This window comes from Paenibacillus sp. 37 (genome assembly GCF_008386395.1).
In the GTDB taxonomy this organism is placed as follows: domain Bacteria; phylum Bacillota; class Bacilli; order Paenibacillales; family Paenibacillaceae; genus Paenibacillus; species Paenibacillus amylolyticus_B.
This window is the reverse complement of record NZ_CP043761.1, coordinates 2,423,052-2,440,872: the sequence shown is the minus strand read 5'-3', so window position 1 is coordinate 2,440,872 and position 17,821 is coordinate 2,423,052. Positions and strand designations below refer to the sequence as shown.

12 protein-coding genes are annotated in these 17,821 nt (G+C 45.4%); 1 reads left to right on the top strand and 11 read right to left on the bottom strand.

The window, feature by feature from the left end:
- The first annotated feature begins 59 nt into the window (after positions 1-59).
- Positions 60-1,406, top strand: coding sequence for a nucleoside recognition domain-containing protein (locus F0220_RS10980; RefSeq protein ID WP_105598187.1), 1,347 nt, complete (start codon positions 60-62; stop codon positions 1,404-1,406).
- Here F0220_RS10980 and coaD read toward each other — a convergent pair.
- The 11 genes from coaD to F0220_RS10920 form a co-directional block, all read right to left on the bottom strand.
- On the bottom strand, positions 1,384-1,890 hold the full coding sequence (gene coaD, locus F0220_RS10975; protein WP_085981453.1) for a pantetheine-phosphate adenylyltransferase: 507 nt from the start codon (positions 1,888-1,890) through the stop codon (positions 1,384-1,386). The two genes, F0220_RS10980 and coaD, sit on opposite strands and share 23 nt — an antisense overlap.
- Position 1,891: 1 nt before the next feature.
- Positions 1,892-2,500 carry a 16S rRNA (guanine(966)-N(2))-methyltransferase RsmD gene (gene rsmD, locus F0220_RS10970; RefSeq protein WP_091017351.1) on the bottom strand — a complete coding sequence of 203 codons (609 nt, stop codon included), beginning with the start codon at positions 2,498-2,500 and terminating at the stop codon, positions 1,892-1,894.
- Between the two features lie 300 nt (positions 2,501-2,800).
- Complete coding sequence (locus F0220_RS10960) at positions 2,801-3,235, bottom strand: Imm44 family immunity protein (protein ID WP_105598186.1); 435 nt, start codon at positions 3,233-3,235, stop codon at positions 2,801-2,803.
- A gap of 452 nt (positions 3,236-3,687) precedes the next feature.
- Positions 3,688-3,993, bottom strand: coding sequence for a hypothetical protein (locus tag F0220_RS10955; protein ID WP_062833752.1), 306 nt, complete (start codon positions 3,991-3,993; stop codon positions 3,688-3,690).
- Between the two features lie 171 nt (positions 3,994-4,164).
- The gene (locus tag F0220_RS10950) at positions 4,165-7,212 is read right to left on the bottom strand and encodes a beta-galactosidase, LacZ type (RefSeq protein ID WP_105598184.1); all 3,048 of its coding nucleotides are present in this window, start codon (positions 7,210-7,212) and stop codon (positions 4,165-4,167) included.
- Positions 7,213-7,369: 157 nt separating this feature from the next.
- Positions 7,370-8,200 carry a carbohydrate ABC transporter permease gene (locus tag F0220_RS10945; RefSeq protein WP_036609483.1) on the bottom strand — a complete coding sequence of 277 codons (831 nt, stop codon included), beginning with the start codon at positions 8,198-8,200 and terminating at the stop codon, positions 7,370-7,372.
- Positions 8,193-9,083, bottom strand: a complete 891-nt coding sequence (locus tag F0220_RS10940; protein WP_036610887.1) for a carbohydrate ABC transporter permease — start codon at positions 9,081-9,083, stop codon at positions 8,193-8,195. The genes F0220_RS10945 and F0220_RS10940 overlap by 8 nt, the downstream gene beginning before the upstream one ends.
- Positions 9,084-9,224: 141 nt before the next feature.
- Complete coding sequence (locus F0220_RS10935) at positions 9,225-10,508, bottom strand: extracellular solute-binding protein (protein ID WP_223199980.1); 1,284 nt, start codon at positions 10,506-10,508, stop codon at positions 9,225-9,227.
- 350 nt (positions 10,509-10,858) lie between these two features.
- Positions 10,859-12,628, bottom strand: coding sequence for a cache domain-containing sensor histidine kinase (locus F0220_RS10930; protein WP_105598183.1), 1,770 nt, complete (start codon positions 12,626-12,628; stop codon positions 10,859-10,861).
- 18 nt (positions 12,629-12,646) lie between these two features.
- Positions 12,647-14,194 carry a response regulator transcription factor gene (locus F0220_RS10925; protein WP_105598182.1) on the bottom strand — a complete coding sequence of 516 codons (1,548 nt, stop codon included), beginning with the start codon at positions 14,192-14,194 and terminating at the stop codon, positions 12,647-12,649.
- A 271-nt stretch (positions 14,195-14,465) separates the two neighbouring features.
- On the bottom strand, positions 14,466-17,534 hold the full coding sequence (locus F0220_RS10920; protein WP_105598181.1) for a cellulose binding domain-containing protein: 3,069 nt from the start codon (positions 17,532-17,534) through the stop codon (positions 14,466-14,468).
- Positions 17,535-17,821 lie beyond the last annotated feature (287 nt).

The following is a 17,821-nucleotide window of genomic DNA, read 5'->3' as shown; positions in this document are numbered from 1 at the left end:
TTCGGCCGTCCATTACGATTCAGATGCCAAATCGGCGTTATCTGATATGAGGTGAAACGATGACATTACAGAGCGAGGTTAGAGATTCTGGCCCGTTACGAACGATAATCCTAAGCACCGGCGCTTTAATGTTGGTCATTGCGGTAGTTGCGTCCCCCAAAGAAGCGTTTGACGCCTCTATTCAAGGTCTGGATATATGGTGGAAAATCATCTTCCCTGCCATGCTCCCTTTCCTCATGTTATCCCAAATGCTCACTGCGTTTGGCTTCACCCACGCGATCGGCGCCTTGCTCGGACCGTTAATGCAACGCTGGTTCAGACTCCCAGGCAACGCAGGTCTGGCGATTGCCGTTGGCATGTGCGGCGGATTCCCCGCAGGAGCAGATGTGGTATCCCGTTTATTTCAGGATAGACAAATTACCGCCAAGCAGGTGGTTGTCCTTGCGGCGGCATCTCATTTTGCCAATCCAATGATGATCATACTGGTCGTTGGTGCTGCTTTTCTCCACCAGCCAGCGGCCGGATATTTTTTACTCGTGGTCCACTGGATCAGCGGCTGGATTGCTGCCATTCTTGCCACACGTCTCCTGCCAGCACCGGGTAACCAGACAAACAGGGTTGGCTCCACAGCCGCGCAAGCAGATAACAACTCTTTTCATTCTCAGCTTGCAAGCCCTGCAAGTCCTGTAAGTTCCATAAGTCGCTCATCTACACCCCACCACGCAACGTCCAAACGACGCAGTATATGGTCCGATATGATGATTGCAGCCAGAGAAGCCCATCGTCGTGATGGAAGAGGATTTGGCAAACTGCTCGGTGACACCGTATCCCAAGCTGTGCAGACCTTAATGATGACTGGGGGATACATGATCGGTTTTGCCGTATTTATCCGGTTGGTCTCCCTTTATCTGACTCCCGGGTCCTCTGCTGCGCTGTGGCCAGCCTTCTTCGAGCTTCACCTCGGCACCTATCATTTGAGCCAGACTTCATTAACACCCATGCTGCTCATATCTCTACTTGCAGCCGTTCTTGGATGGGGTGGTTTATGCTCCCATCTGCAAGTCTCTACTGTCCTGAAAACAACTGGTCCGGGCAGCAAATCGATGTTGTACTTTGCTGGAGTTCGTCTGACTCATGGATTCATCGCCTTTTTCATCAGTCTATTCCTATGGATGCCGTTCAGCCGTTATAGCACAGAAGTCTGGACCACATTACAGACGAATGCAGAGCAAGACCTCTCAACACCATTTGGTTGGCTACTCATACATAGTCCAGGTAACACATACACGATCAACACCATTTGGAGCATCTTCCCTGCTGCATGCATGGGACTTGCGTTACTTCTTGCAGTCATGGTTAGTCTATCGGGGCTTACCTTCTGGTTTAACCGCCGGTTTTCTCGCTGATTTTCTGACGGAGCGCAGCTTCCACTTCAGGTGAGACAAGATCTGTAACATCTCCATGATAATGAGCGATTTCTTTGACGATGCTGGAACTTAAATAGGAATATTTGGGATTTGTCATCATAAATATGGTTTCCGCATCCGGGTTCAACTTGCTGTTGGTCGATGCCAATTGCAACTCGTATTCAAAATCAGTTACCGAGCGTATACCACGAACGATGACCTGAGCTTCCTTTTGCCGGACATAATTGGCTGTCAGATCGCGGAAACTGTCCACCTCCACATTGGGTAAATGGCGGGTTACTTCCGTAATCAGTTCTTTGCGCTCCTCCACCGTAAACAGCGGATTTTTGCTCATATTGTTCAACACAGCCACAATGACGCGATCAAATTGCTTCGACGCTCTGGCGATAATATCCAAATGCCCCATCGTTACGGGATCAAAACTTCCAGGATATACGGCGATCCGTTCCTGTCGATGTATCATTTCAGTCATGAGGAGCCTCCTCTTCCAGTGTAATGGATTCTCCACCTTCAACTGCTTCTGCCGCATAATAATAGATGGATACTGCCGTCTCCCCATACAAAGCCTTGCGCGTTTGTTCAAACGGGCCGAATTGCTCAGGGTAATCATGTTTGGATTCATATTCAAGCACGATGGTTGCTTCGGGTTCCAGAAGTTCCAGTTCGTGCATGGTTAACATCAACTCGTGCCCGTTCTTCATGCGATATGGCGGGTCCAGAAACACCAGATCAAACGTTGTGCCTCGCTTGGCGAGTGCCTTCAATGCCCGACCTGCATCATTACGATATACAGCCGCCTGGTCTTCCAGCTTGGTCGCCTTCAGATTCATGCGGATAACTTCAATACTTTTTGATTCCAAATCAACAAAAACAGCCTTGTCCATGCCGCGGCTCAGCGCCTCAATACCGAGACCTCCACTGCCTGCAAACAGATCCAATGCTGTGCCGCCCTCAAAATAAGGACCAACCATGCTAAATAACGCTTCCTTCACCTTGTCGGTGGTTGGCCGCGTACCCGTGCCAGGAACAGCCTTCAGCGGCCTGCCTTTTGCACTCCCAGATACCACTCTCACTTGACGAGTCACCTTTTCTCTATGTAAGTTTATTGATACGACTATCGTACCACACTCGGGTTCAGTTTGAAAAATGTGCGGTCTTCATTTCCCTTGGAAAATTGTTGACGAATTGTTGACGCATATGTATAAAAAGGAAACAATCGGGCGATTCTATAATTATCGACATCACAAGTGTCGTAGACAACCGCGGAGAAGACTTACGTTTCCCCATAAGCTCTTCGTCCGGTTTCTCCTCTCCCATGAAAAAGAAGCTCTCGAAAGAGGGTTTCTTTTTGTTGTTTAAGTTTACATATTATGTTAGTTATATTTTTCTTCAAAATCACTTATTTCGGCTTCCTCTTCGGTCTGTAGCCATCCGATCTCCCTCAGCCACATGCCCATATTTGCGATAAATTCATTTGAATCTAGATGTTCAATCTTGTATTTCTTAATCTTTTCACTCAAAAAAGCATAAAACTCATGGCTTAACACATACCGTTGTTTGCTTTTGCTTAATGTCTTATACCCATCCTCACTTACCACCAGATCAAAATAGATGACATTCTCCTTCTTCACATGCCTAACGCTGGATCTTCTATCATATTCTTCAGGAAGACATCTGAAAATAAAGAAGAGTTCAATATCAACTACTTGGTATTTGGTTTCTGCTTTATCAAAAACAGGCTGCAGCTCATCCGACAGATTGGCAACTTGCGTTACACCTGAAGTGTCCGTTGATCGGCCCAGAATCATCCCTAAACTCCTCCTTGTTCATTTTCAACATTCGTAATGAAACTAAAAAAGGCTGACTAGTGATGTAAACTCCGTCAACCTTTCCTAATGTTTATCATTCTTGTGTATTACAAACTCAGGAAGCTATGCTAATTCAGCTCTCTATGTTTCCGATTGGAAAGTCGTAAATTGATCAATGGAATGATAAGTAGAACAACCGGTAAGAGAAGATTAATCGAACCATTCTTAATCATCATGAAGGTAATAAACAGCACGGCGAGCCAGGTTATAATTTCCATCATTTCATATTTAGTTAACGTCAGCTTGAAAGCTTTTTTCGAAATGAAACGAATCAAGAAATAAGCGATCAAGCTATAGAACAGAACCATTCCTAAAATTGCAACAGTGATTATGAGGTACATATCCACCATAAAAATCTCACCCGACCCTTATATCATTTCCTTAATTGTGCCTTACTTCTCTTCAACAACAATCGTAGCATTGTAGATCACGACACGTTTCCCATTGAGATCGAATAATACTTTATTGCCGTATTCCGTATCTTCCACGTCAATTTTGCCATCATAGGTCTGAATCAATTCACCATTATTACTGTACACTTTAACAACTCTCTCCAGGCCGCCCGAGTTATTGGATCTCATCGTTTTGAGTGCACGTTCACCCGAAGCCGTATTGAAATACCATATGAAACATCCAACAATGATGCCCAAGAAGACTAACACCGTCACCCATATACCTGTCTTTGCTTTTCTACTCATCTTGAACCCCCTCTTATGTTTCCTGTCTTTTACATTACGTGGCCGGAGAGAGAACGGTTTCATAGATCACATCTCAAGCCATTCATAGACATAACAAAACAGAGGTCTCCGACGAGCGAAGACCTCTGTTCTTTATTTAAATATATTCTTTATTCTGAACGATTGCGCTGCTTACAGTGCACGAATGACAAATTCAAATGTCAGTTCGCCGTCCGAAGGGATCAGGTATTCCGGATGAACCGGAGCACCCCAGCTGTCATCACCGCCGACACCCATTTGTTTACCCGCTACAGTCACGACCGTATAGTGCACAGGAGGCAATTCGTACGCATGTTGTGCGTTCTCCAGCTCAAATGCTGTATATGGTGATACATTCAGCTCAACCGGAGTTCCAGATGCCTCAATTTTGAAGCCACGTCCCGCGTTGTCTGTCAATTTGGCCCAACGAACGCCAGTACGGTTGCCCGATTCCTGTGGTACCAGATATGGAGCTACAGTATCAGCTACCTTGCTGCCATGGATGCCTAGACGTGCGCCAAATGCGCGGTCTGCATAGTTTTCTTCGGGTCCCATCGCGAGCCATTCCACGTTTTCGAAGTCAGGTGATGTTCTGAAGGACAATGCATGGATTGGCAGGTTAGGCAATCCAGCTGTACCTTTGTACGTATTATGCACACGCACGCTTCCATCTGCATGTACAGTATAGACCACTTTCACTTGTACATCCTCCGAAATGTTGAGCTTGTACGTGAACTCGATCCGGTATTGATCCGGTTTCTGTTCCGCTTTCCACTCTACAGAACGTGGCATCAGGCTCGCTGCATACCAGGCACCCAGTTCGAAGCCCATCGCCATTCCTTTGTCATTATCCGTCATTGCACGCCAGAAGAGCGGTGCAGGTGGTACAGCAATGGTCTCACGACCGGACAATTTTAGGGAAACCAGTGTGCCAAACTGTTTGGAGAACAGCGCATGCGTTTTGCCAGCACGAACACCGATGTTAACGTCACCTTCAACCACTTGTACATCACTTACAAGGTTCAGGTCCGTCTGGGCTGCATCATTTACCTGATCCTGTGTGAAAATAAACTGTCCAAATGCCACTTCTTCGCCTTTGTCAGCCCACAGTGTAGCTTCTTTTAACACAAATGCGGTGTTCACAGCGTACTCGCCGCCCACCAGGGATTCTGTACCCAGCGGAAGCTTAACTACTGTCTCGCTTTGCGCATCCACGTTCACTTCCAATGTTCCACGCAGCACTTCATGTCCCTCACGCTCCAGGCTGTATACCAGTTCCAATACAGATGTATCTGCGAACAGATTACCGTTTACGATTTTGACGCCTTCACGATCCGGGAACAGCTTGATGTTCTGGTACAGGAATTTAACCTCCTGCATTTTCGCAGTTACTTTACGATCAGCATGGACAATACCGTTGCCACAGAACGAATAGTCTGATGGACGATCACCGAAATCTCCACCATAAGCGAGGAACTCTTTGCCGTAACGATCTTTTTTATAAATGGATTGGTCGATGTAATCCCAGATGAATCCACCTTGATACATCGGATATTTGTCTTCCAACTCCGTATACTTGTGCATACCGCCAATAGAGTTACCCATGGCATGCATGTACTCACAGCTGATATAAGGTTTCGTCGGGTTTGCATTCAGGAATTCCTCAATGTCCGCCGGTTTGGCATACATGCGAGTCTCCATATCACTTGTTTCATCGAAACGGCGATCATGGAATACACCTTCATAATGTACCAGACGTGTTGGATCAGCCGATTTGAAGTATTGGGATACTTTGTAGATGACTTCACCACCATGTGATTCATTACCACAAGACCAGATCAGAATGGACGGATGGTTTTTGTCACGCTCCACCATGGATACAGCGCGGTCCATAACGATATCATGCCACTCCGGTTTGTCACCTGGAATAACCCATGAAGGCTCAACGGCGCCAAGTTTCTGCCAAGATCCGTGTGTCTCCAGGTTCATCTCGTCAATAACATAAAGTCCGTATTTATCACACAACTCATACCAAAGACTTTGGTTTGGATAGTGTGACGTACGTACGGCATTCATGTTGTTCTGTTTGATCGTACGAACATCCCACAGCATATCTTCCTTCGTAACCGCACGTCCACGACGCGGGTTGAACTCATGGCGATTCACACCTTTGAATACGATACGTTTACCGTTGATGTGCATCACTTTATCGATCATTTCAAATGTACGGAAACCAACGGCTTGAGGAACAACCTCAACCAGTGTACCCGCAGCATCATATACACGAATATAAAGGCGATACAAGTATGGAATCTCTGCGCTCCACAGATTCACTGTACCAATATCTTCCCGAAGACTTACTTGTCCATCGTTAACTTTGGATTCAAACGTTTTAACGGTATTACCTTCACGATCGCGAAGTTCAGCCTCTACACGTGCTCCTGCAACCGCTTTTCCTTCCAGCTTCAGATCCACTTGCAACGTACCGTTGGTATAGGACTTGTCCAGATCTGTGCGAACATGAACATCACGTACGTGTGCTGTCGGGACGGTATACAGATACACATCTCTGAAAATGCCGGAGAAACGCCAGAAATCCTGGTCTTCCAGCCAGCTGCCTGTGCTGCGTTGATACACCTCAACCGCGAGTTTGTTCTCTCCATCCTGAAGGAATGGTGTCAGGTCAAAATCAGATGGCGTGAAGCTGTCCTCCCCGTATCCTACGAATTGTCCATTAAGCCATACATAGAATGCAGACTCTACACCTTGGAAAGAAATATATACCGGATTCGACTCCCAACCTGTCGGCAGGTGGAATGTGCGAATGTAACTTCCAACCGGATTTTTATCCTGTGGTAATGCTGGTGGACGAATGTCGTTCAAGCCATCCCAAGGATATTGTGTATTTACATATTGAATCTGTCCGTATCCTTGAAGTTGGATATGCCCCGGAACTTCAATATCATCCCAGCCTTCACTGGAAAAATCGGATGTATAGAAAAACTCAGAACGGCTGTCTGGACGAATTGCATAGTTGAATTTCCACGTACCATTCAGATCATAACGCATGGACATCGCGCCTGAACCTACAGCCTCGTCCATTGTTTGGTAGTAACGGTGATCGGAATAGGCATGAAGACGGTTCACCTCAAATACACTTACGTCCCCCAACCAGTTGATATCTGCCTTTGTTGCTTTCATCGGCTCTCTCTCCCTTTAAAACGTTATAGTTTGACTTATTCAAGGTTTACGCTGGATTTCCTTTTGCTTTACATAAACAAAAAAGACAGAGGTACGCCATAACAGCGCCCTCTCTTCTTTCCTGCATCCGTCATTTGCACGGATTATGCTGTTTTCATTACTTCACGGAACCTACCATACCTGCAACAAAATGTTTCTGCATGATGAAGAAAACGATTGCTGTAGGCAGTGTTGCAATCACGATTGCTGTCATGATTACTCCGTAATCCGGAGAATAACCAGCACCCAGATTTGAGATCAACAGTGGAATCGTTTGTTGGTCAGGTGTTTGCAATACAATGAGTGGCCACAGATAGTTGTTCCAGCTACTCATGAATGTAATGATTGCTGCCGCTGCATATGTTGTTTTCATGGTTGGCATATAGATCTTCAAGAAGATGCCGAGTTCACTCAAACCATCAATACGTCCAGCTTCCAGCAAGTCTTTCGGGAACATTTTGGTGTTCTGACGGAAGAAAAAGATCAGGAACGCTGTTGCGATGGTTGGCAGGATCACTGCTGCCATCGTGTTGATTCCGATAACCGGTGCAACTCCCGAGATTGTTGCAAACATACGATACAGTGGTACCATGATCGCTGCAAACGGGATCATCATGGATAACAACAGGATATTAAACACAATGTCACGAGACTTCGTGCGATATACCTCGAAACCATAACCTGCCATGGAACCAATAAACAGTGCCAAGAGAGTGGAGACTACAGAGATAATCGCCGAGTTTCCGAGAGCCTGTACCAGATTTGTCGAATCAATCAGTTTGTTGAAGTTATCAATGAAAGCTGAACCCGGTAACAATCTGCCTTTCGTTACATCGACAGATGCATTCGTTGAACTGACCAGCATCCAGAAGAAAGGGAAAATGGATACAAAGGCGACGATGGATAGGAACACATACGTGAAAATCCGTTTTGCTTTAGCTTTAGCCATTTTTATTATCACCTGCCACTTTAAACTGGATGATGGACAATACAATAATCAAGATTACGATGGAATACGACACTGTTGCTGCATAACCGAAGTCCGGTGAATATTTGAACGAAAGGTTGTAGATGTATTGTGAAATCGACATGGTCGCATTACCTGGACCACCTTTGGTAATATTCATAATCTCATCGAAGATTTGCAATGTACCAATCGTTGATGTGATGGACGTGAAAAGGATAATCGGTTTAAGCAAAGGTACAGTGATTTTGAAGAATTGTGTAAAAGCATTCGCTCCGTCAATTCTTGCAGCTTCATAGATTGATTGATCGATGTTTTGCAGGGATGACAGATAGAAAATCATGTTATATCCGGTCCAACGCCAAGTAACGGCGATTATGATCGTAATTTTAGCCCAGAACGGGTCTGTGATCCATTGAATTGGATCGCCAATAATGTGCAAGCCCATCAGGAATTGATTCACCATTCCATCTGGTGCGAACAAATATTTGAATACAACAGAGTACGCTACCAATGAAGTTACACAAGGCAAGAAAATCGCTGTACGGAAGAAACTCCGGAAGCGTAGTGTGCTGTCATTCAGCAATACGGAAATAAACAAACCAAGAATAATCATTACAGGCACTTGAATAATCAAGTAGATAAAAGTATTCGATAATGCTGTACGGAATGTTGTATCAACTAACAATCTTTTGTAGTTAGAAAGGCCCGAAAATTCAAGATTGGCTCCTACACCAGACTTGAACGATAAGAGCAGCGCTTGAATCATCGGGTAGAAGTAAAATGCAACAATCCCGACAACAGCCAGCAAAACAAAAGCCCATCCAGTCAAATTATTTTTCTTTTGGAGACTGTCTCCTGTATTCATGGCTTTCACAGTATGGCTCCTCTCTCTCCATGGAACATGGGTAGAACCCACGGAGCCTCTCGCCATATCCGGTTCGACTTGCGCCGGACGTGGGAGACGGCTCCGATGTTTCCTAGGGTTCTATAAGTTACCTTGGGTATCTTAGTTTAATTGTGCTTCAGCTTGTTTTTGTGCATCAGCCAGAACGTCATCGATTGATTTACCGTTCAGGAATGCTTGCATTTCTACAACCAGAATATCTTCAATGGCATATGTGTTGATACCATAGTTTACGCTTGGAATTTCTTTCGTCCAATTCGCAAAGTCTGTGAAGATTTTTTGTCCGCCGAAGTACTCGTCTGCTTTGGCATACGCGTCACCATCAACTGCTGGTTTGTACGTACCAATTGCGCCGATGTTGTTCAACAGATCTTGATACAATTGTTTGTCAGAACCAAATGTTTTTGCTACAAAATCAGCTGCTTGATCTGCACCAGGAACGTTGTTCATAACATACCAAGAGCTACCACCCAAGTTGGATGCGTGAACAGAGTTTGGTTGACCAGCCATTTTTGGCATTGGAGCTACAGCCCATTTACCGGATTGGGAAGCTTCTTGACGTACAGATGGTGAGAACCAGTTACCTGTAGGAATTGTTGCTACGCTACCGTTATTGGCGTTCGCAACGAATTGACTCCAGTCAGAGTGCAATTTAACAATGTTGGCATCCATCATTGCTTTGTAAGTAATAAACGCTTCTTTCAGAGCAGCATTATTAGCAATGTCAGGTGTTTTACCATCTTCTGCGGAATACCATTTACCTGCAGTTTGGATCATCATACGAATCAAACCAAGGTCATTCGGGTCAAGAGAAAGAAGCTCTTTACCTGTTTTAGCTTTTACGTCTTTACCAATTTGGATGTAGTCATCCCAAGTGATGTCTTGCAGGTCAGCTGCTTTGTAGCCAGCTTGCTCCAGCAGATCTGTTCTGTAGTACAAACCAGCAACGCCGGAGTCAAATGGTACTCCGTATTGTTTGCCATCAAACGCTGTTGGTCCGAGTTTGTAATCTGCAAAATCGGAAGCCGTGATACTGGAAGACAGATCTTTGAACGCATCAGGATATGCATTCAGGAAGCTTTGTGAACGATAGTCTTCAATCAGAACTACGTTTGGAAGACCGCTGGCAGTTCCGGAGTTAAGACCTGTGTTCAGTTTCTGAATGATATCAGCTTGAGCGTATTCAATGATGTTGATTTTCACATCAGGATTTGCTTTTTGATATGCTTCTTTTGCTGTTTCCATTGCAGCTACGTTAAAAGCTTTGTCCCAAGCCCAGACCGTAATTTCGTTTGTTTTTTCGTCACCACCACTAGCGGATTTACCTCCGCCTCCGGATGAACATGCGGACAACAGCAGTACTGTAACGAGCATCAATACCCACATTTTTTTCAAAACATTCAACTCCCCTTCGACCTCTTTGTGTGTAATTTGTTTGCGTTTTCTGAAAGCGGTTGCTTTCGATGTATTCATCTTATCATTCCCATATCTCCATTCGTTAGTAATAATTTTGTACGGATTTGTCATCTTATCACCACAATGAAAACCTTTACAGAAACCGTTTGCATTAAATTTGGTTTTTTGTAATTTCTTTTGATTTTGTAATTTCTTGATCTTGAAATAGTACAAAAATGATTTCACGCTTTACCTCTGACACGTGAAAATCCCCCGACTCTGTATAAAACAGAAGCGAGGGATCTCGATTTTAAGTGTATTTAATCGAATCGGGTTTCGATTCAACTCGTGATTAAAGGTAGTGTAACGGTGACTCTCGTTCCTTCCCCAACCGTACTCATAATGGTGACACCATAAGGTGAACCATATAATAACTCAATACGGTCATGTACATTGCGAATACCGATACCGCTAAATAATTGACGATTGTTCTTTGGATTGGGCAACGTTTCTCCCAAGACAAGTCCTTCAATTCCATCCCCGTTGTCCATAATCTCACAGATGAGTGATTCTCCCGCTCTGGAAACCATGACATGAATCGTACCCGTTTCTTTCTTGATGAATCCATGGAAAAATGCATTCTCAATAAACGGCTGAATCACCAGTTTGGGTACATGATAGTGTGTACAATCCGGAGCCACGTAGAAAGCTGCTTTAATCCGACCACCATATCTGACGTGATTAATGAAGACATAATTTTTCAAATTCTCGACTTCTTGTTCCACTGTAACAGTCTGACTCACATCACTGATCGTATTTTGCAGCAATCCAATTAATGCATTAATCGTCTCCGCAGCCCTGTCTTTGTTGCCTTGTTGCACCAGAACTTTGACAGATGCAAGTGTATTGTACAAGAAGTGAGGATTAATCTGACTCTGTAATGCCGCAAGCTCTGCGTTCCGTTGTTCATGCTGTGTCTGCACTAACTGATCCACATAATCATGCAGTTCATCAAGCATGTAATTGTAAGCATGACCAAGCTGCCTGCTCTCGTAGCTTCCACTCACCGGAATGTAGTTGTCCAGATCACTTTTTGTAATGTTGGACATCTGCTTCACAAGTCTGCGCAGTGACTTGGTAATCTGACTGGTGATGAGAAACACAAGGATGAGTGCCCCCACAACGATAGCTGCACAGATCAGGGCAACCGTCTTCATGTCGATAAGTTGACCCATCGCCAGATCCTTATCCACTACATTGACAATATAAAACCGATAGAACGGTAAATACTCGGATAGCACAACGCTATCCTGATCCATCACACGAGCATTAATACTTCTCGGAGAGTTGTTGTTCATATCCCGGGCATATGATAGCAAATCCAGCTGGGTTGTTCCGATCCAGTCTTCACGATTCGATGATACAATCTCACCTTTTTCATTCATAATGACTACATCATTGCCACGACTTGTAAAGCTGCTGTAAAATTGCCGGAATATGTCTTCTCTCATCGTGACATAGAGCGTACCGTATATTCGGCTGCGTGTTCGGTCCGTCAACGCCTTCGTTGCAGAGATCATCTGCTGACTCCCGAGCGTTGCCTCGTTTTGGTAAACATCAAAGATAAGACGACTCGGCGTCTCAGCGGCTTCCATCGTAATTGGCTCCTGCTTCAATTCATCCACGGACAACTGAAGGTGAGCACGATTCGTGGAATAGCTCCGTCCATTAATCCCGATAATTGTTATCCCGACTTCGTAGGATTCTGTGATGGATTGAATTCGATCCATCGTTTCCCTCATATTATAGAAGGATTTGGCCATCGTGAGGGAATCGGCATCTCCTTCGGACAGGAATCCTCGGATCGATCCACTCTGCGTCACATTATTCGATACGGCAGCAATGGCCTCATTAAAGGATTCAAAATTTGTTTTGATCTGATTAAGCACCTTGGAGTTTGTGATACTGAACGTCTCAGTAAACAGATTGGTTGACATATGAATGGTCGTCCATAAGATGAGTACAGAAACAAGGACAATACTGACCACCATAACCAGAAACAACTTGGGAAACAATCCGAGACGAGATAATTGGTTCATCCATTTCTTCATAATCTTATCCTTCTGACTTTATGCCCAGAATTTGCGCCGGTATCGGCTTGGTGATAATCCGGTGAATTTTTTGAACACCTTGCAAAAGTAACTATGATCGGAATAGCCTACCATACTGCTAATCTCAGAAATCGTTACATCATCGGATCGAAGCAGTTCCTCGGCTTTTTCAATCCGGATTTTATTCAAGTATTCATTAAATCCTTCTTTTTTGTGAGATGAAAAATAACTGGATAAATACGAGGGATTAAAATGAAAGTGCTTGGCTACTTCAGCAAGCCCGAGCGGCTGATCAAAGTGCTCATGCATGTAATCCAGCAGCATCTTCATGTTGGGATCACTTCGTTTTCCACCCGCACCAACGGAGCACTCCTGAACTTCCGTCATGAATTGGTCAAGCACAGTCATGACTTCGTCCAGACTCGAAGCCCCGTCCACATTTTTAAAATACGTATATTTGCTCTCTTCCAGCCCGGCAGACTGGACATCCATATCCGCGAGGGTAATGGTCACGTTGAAGATCAAGTTACCGAGAAATGATTTGATCTCAAACACATCGGCAATATAATCCCGTCCAAGTGTTTTTGCATGATCCTGTAAATACTCCCTTGCCGCTTCGACCCGGTTACGCTTCACATGCTGCAAAAACATATTCACATTAAACTGGTAACCTGCGGGATGCATTGGAGGCAGTTCACCATACACCAGGATTGGTCGATCCTTATAATAGAAACGATATTCAATCAGCTTAATCAGGCGTTCCCGGTAAACAACACCCATCTGTTCAAATGAAGTAAAGCTTTCACTAAGCACCCAACCAGGACTGCCTTCTCCTGCTGCATTTTCACTGGCCAACTGTCTGATCCGTTCAAGCATCCATTCATCTCTCGCAGGATCGACATTAAGGAGCATCACAGGTAATGTACCCTCTGCGGGAACCATTGCACATTCTACTTCAGGCAGATCACTGCGGAGCTTGGATTCAATCTGTTCCTGATCCATCTTCAGCGGATTCCCTCCAGCACCCACGGGTTTATACACCAGCAAGCGAAAGGATTCATACGGAAAGGTATCTCGAATGATCGGCATTTCGCTATCTTCATCCAGTGTAAATCCGGACAACATCTTCTCCATCAATTGCCCCAGTCTCCAGCCATCGTGCGACGGCTCGAACTGTAGCTCGGGAATTTTACCCGCTGTGCGTTGAAGGACTTGCAATAATTCATTTGTATCCAGCTTGGGTTTCAGTATATAATCTGCTGCCCCGTGCTGAAGCGTTGAACGTACATACTCGAATTCACTGAAGCTGCTAAGTACAATAACTTCAATCTGCGGATTACTGGCTTTTAGTGTACGGACAAACGTTTCGCCATCCATGACAGGCATGACAATGTCGGTGATCACAATATCCGGTTTTAACAGGTTCACCTGCTGTAATCCTTCTTCACCGTTGGAAGCTTCACCCACAATGATAAATCCTTCCGCTTCCCAGTTCATATGGTGCTTTATGCCCTGTCTTACCAGAAACTCATCGTCAACAATCAGCACCTTGCACAACCGGTTCATGATCGCGACCCCCTTGTCTAATCTTTCCTCTATATCTGTACAGGCTATACCAACTATTATAGATCGGTTATAAACACTTTCCAGTGTTAGCGGTTACATTAATTTTAAATTAATTGTACATCTTTTTATATCCTAAAACGTTCCTTTAAGCAATGGTAACTATCTATAGTTTACACTATATTTCGACAAAATAAGAAGCCCCGACTCGCCATTTGATCATCTGGCGAATCAGGACCCCTATTTCAATCCTTTATTTCGTTAAATCACTCACTTATGGTTCAATTCCCCATTGGAGACTTCCCGCGATATAACCGGTGACTTTGGACCAGTCCGTATAGGAAGTCTGACTACCTGCAAAAGAATAATCATCCGTTTGCGTATAGTTGGTCCAATTGTTCTTGGAGATGCGCGTATGGATTTCCGTGCTTTGTCCTGCACTCAGAGTTCCAGCGGAAGCTGTGAATCCAATCTCAAGCACGTGGTCAGCACCTGTCCGAGCTGGATTGAGTGCACTGAACGTGCCTGTTACATTCGAACTGCCAGCTGTCGCCCAGTCAGCGAAGAAGTTCTGAGGCTGTTCACCATTTATCGTGTAATAGTATCTGATTTTCACATCAGACAGATTCATGGCTGTAGTACCTGTGTTTGTCAGTTTAAATTTGGGACTAATCGAGCTGCCCGTCGCTGAAGTGTTGCTGTTAAACATCTCAATGCGTATGGTTCCAACAGGTGCAGCTGTCGTGTCTTTAATGAGCAGATTCAAGGTCGCAGGGTCGCCTGCACTGAATTGAAAGGTTAGCGTCGCTGCGCCATTTGGCAGTGAAGCCAGGTAGTTTTTACTTAATACGACCTCATTGCCTGTCAACGTGTAATCTGTACCTGGAACCAGCGTTGCATTCCCGTTACGGATGGATGCAAGTGTATTGCCGTTAAGTGTTAACGTGACTGGAATATTAACCTGATTGCCTGCTTTGCGATCAAATTCGGCTGTAACCGGTGTAATCGCAGAGTTGGTCACTGGAGTACCCCCGCCATTGTTACCTCCAACACGGTCAGCATACAAAATTCCGCGGCCATTTGTTCCGAGATATACTCTTCCATACAAACGCGGATCACCCGTAATTGTGGTTACACGAGCATACTGATGCTGATCATCATTGATACGAACCCAATTGGCACCACCGTCATCGGAGCGGAAGAATCCACGTGTTCCATCGATCTGTGCAACCGTGTATAACGCAACAACGCTCTGCCCAGGGGCCGCTTTACCAAATCCGATACTGTCTGCTTCCTCTACATTGGCAAGCTTTGTGAATGTCGCTCCTGAATCTGTGGAATGCCATAATCCATAAGGACCTTCTTCCTCACTACCACCTGCAAACCAGAGTTCGCCTTCAACACCTGGAACGGCATCCAGATCGGCATTTCCTTCCATCGGAAGTCCGGTCGCAGATGATGCCGTGAAAGTAGCACCACCGTTCACACTCACATAGATTTTACCCGCTGCAAATCCATAAAATTTGTTTGGATTCACACGATCCGAAATCACTTTCGCCTGTGCAGGTATGCCCGTACTTGCCGTCCATGAATTGCCGCCAGTCGAATAATGTACACCTTTATCTGACGTGCTCCATACGAGTCGGTTACCATTCGCAGAGATGGCTACAGTCCCCCCTCCGGTTGTGCCGGCAGGTTCTGCATTGGCCTTATACCACGTAGTCCCCCCATCACTCGACAAACCAATGGATTTTGCATTTGGATCAGCAGCATAATCTGCTTTACCTACGCGAACCATCGTATTTGGACTTAACTCTGCAAAATCCAGACTTTCTGTGGAAGAATAGTTCGGGCTCGTAAATATGGTAGCTGGCGCCTGGTCCAGATTGTTATGACGGAATCCGGAGACATCCCCCACCCCGCTTATCAAATGTGCACCACTTGGCGGGCTGATCAGATCCAGTACGGCAATCTCCTCAACCCCCTTCGCCATCACTGAAATATTGATTTTTTCATCATCATCCCAGTCTGTCAGATTCTTCGTTCCATAGATCGTAGCACCTGTTCCATACATCATGCGATCCGAATCAAACGGATCAATCTCCAGATCACCGATCATCCAGCCCAGTTTCGGGGTTGTTTCGGGTGGGGCAGGATTGGTACCAAATGTGAGCCATGGCGCTGCCGAAATATCCTGTGTATACCGTAACTTCCGGTTCGGATATCCATCAAATTCCCATATGCGTGTCCACGTCGCTCCGCCATCTGTACTGCGGAACAACGTGGCATCAGGCCACCAGGAATTTAATGTCGCAACCATCAATGTACCGGGATTCTGAGCATCAACAGCCAATCCGCCATATCCAAAATAATTATCCGTGCTGCTGCTTGGAACAGGGCTGATGTTGGTCCAGACACCTGTCGACGTATTCAGTTTCCACACGTCACCTTTTGCCCCATCATACGGTCCAACACCATCGCTGTAGGTAATATAGAGGCTGCCGTCTGAATCAAACACACCATGATGCGGGAGATAACCTGTAGGTTGACCAGCAACAGCTGACCAGGTCAGGCCGCCATTTGTGCTGCGATACACGCTTTGAGCTTTATCCGCAACACCCACATAGATGGTCTGGGTTGCTTGCCCTGCCGAACCTGTTGTTTTGTCAAACGTAATCCATGCCAGACCTACGATGTCACTGGTATATTCATTCGAAGGATCTTGCACATAATTTCCCGGATTCGGGAAGCTTGTGACTTCGTTCCAGGTCACACCGTAATCGGTACTTTTCCATAACCCATGACCACTTCGTGCACCGAAATACAGAATACTGTTATCATTTGGGTCCACGGTCAGACGTTCTCCCATTGAACGTCCCGGCATGTTGCCGCCAACTTTGAACGGAAGTGTTGTGGTCTGCCATGTATCTCCCCGGTCCGTAGAGCGCAAGATGGAGCCATTATTTTGGTCCCACGAATTCGTATACGTCCCAACTGCCATATACACCCGATTAGGATCAACTGGGTCCGTAGCCAGTGCGTCCACACCATTCTTGTTCCAGTCATCCCAGCCGACAAAATCCGTTAAGGGTATCCACCTCTCGTCAGCCGCATTCCAGCGATAGGCTCCCCCGATATCTGTACGGGCATAGATCAGATCCTTTTCCGACTCGTTGAAAATAATGCCCGGTACAAACCCGCCTCCTGCACCCGTCACCACATTTTTCCACTCATAAGCTTCACTTGGTGCCGCCGCTGTTGTTCCAGCAAGTCCTCCCAGCGAGGCGGTTACTACGGCAACCGTCAGGCTCATCATTCGCAATTTCCCCATAAACGTTCTCATATCAACTTATCCTCCTCTTCTACTTCGTTACTGCATTTCGGTCTATCCCCGCTGTCTCATCGTGCTGATGATGGCGTGCCAGACGAATCAATGCATCCCTTGATACAAGAAGCCTCACCCCCTTCCAGTCATATCGTTAAGCGCTTACATAATTGTTCTTGATTCGCGGTTATCTGGATAATACTTTCAATAAATAACATTCGCTGGCAATCTCCAAACCCCTCTGTCGAAATTCCGATTTTTGTAAATTTTTTTCAGTGTTTAAACTTGTTTACACAACAAAAAAG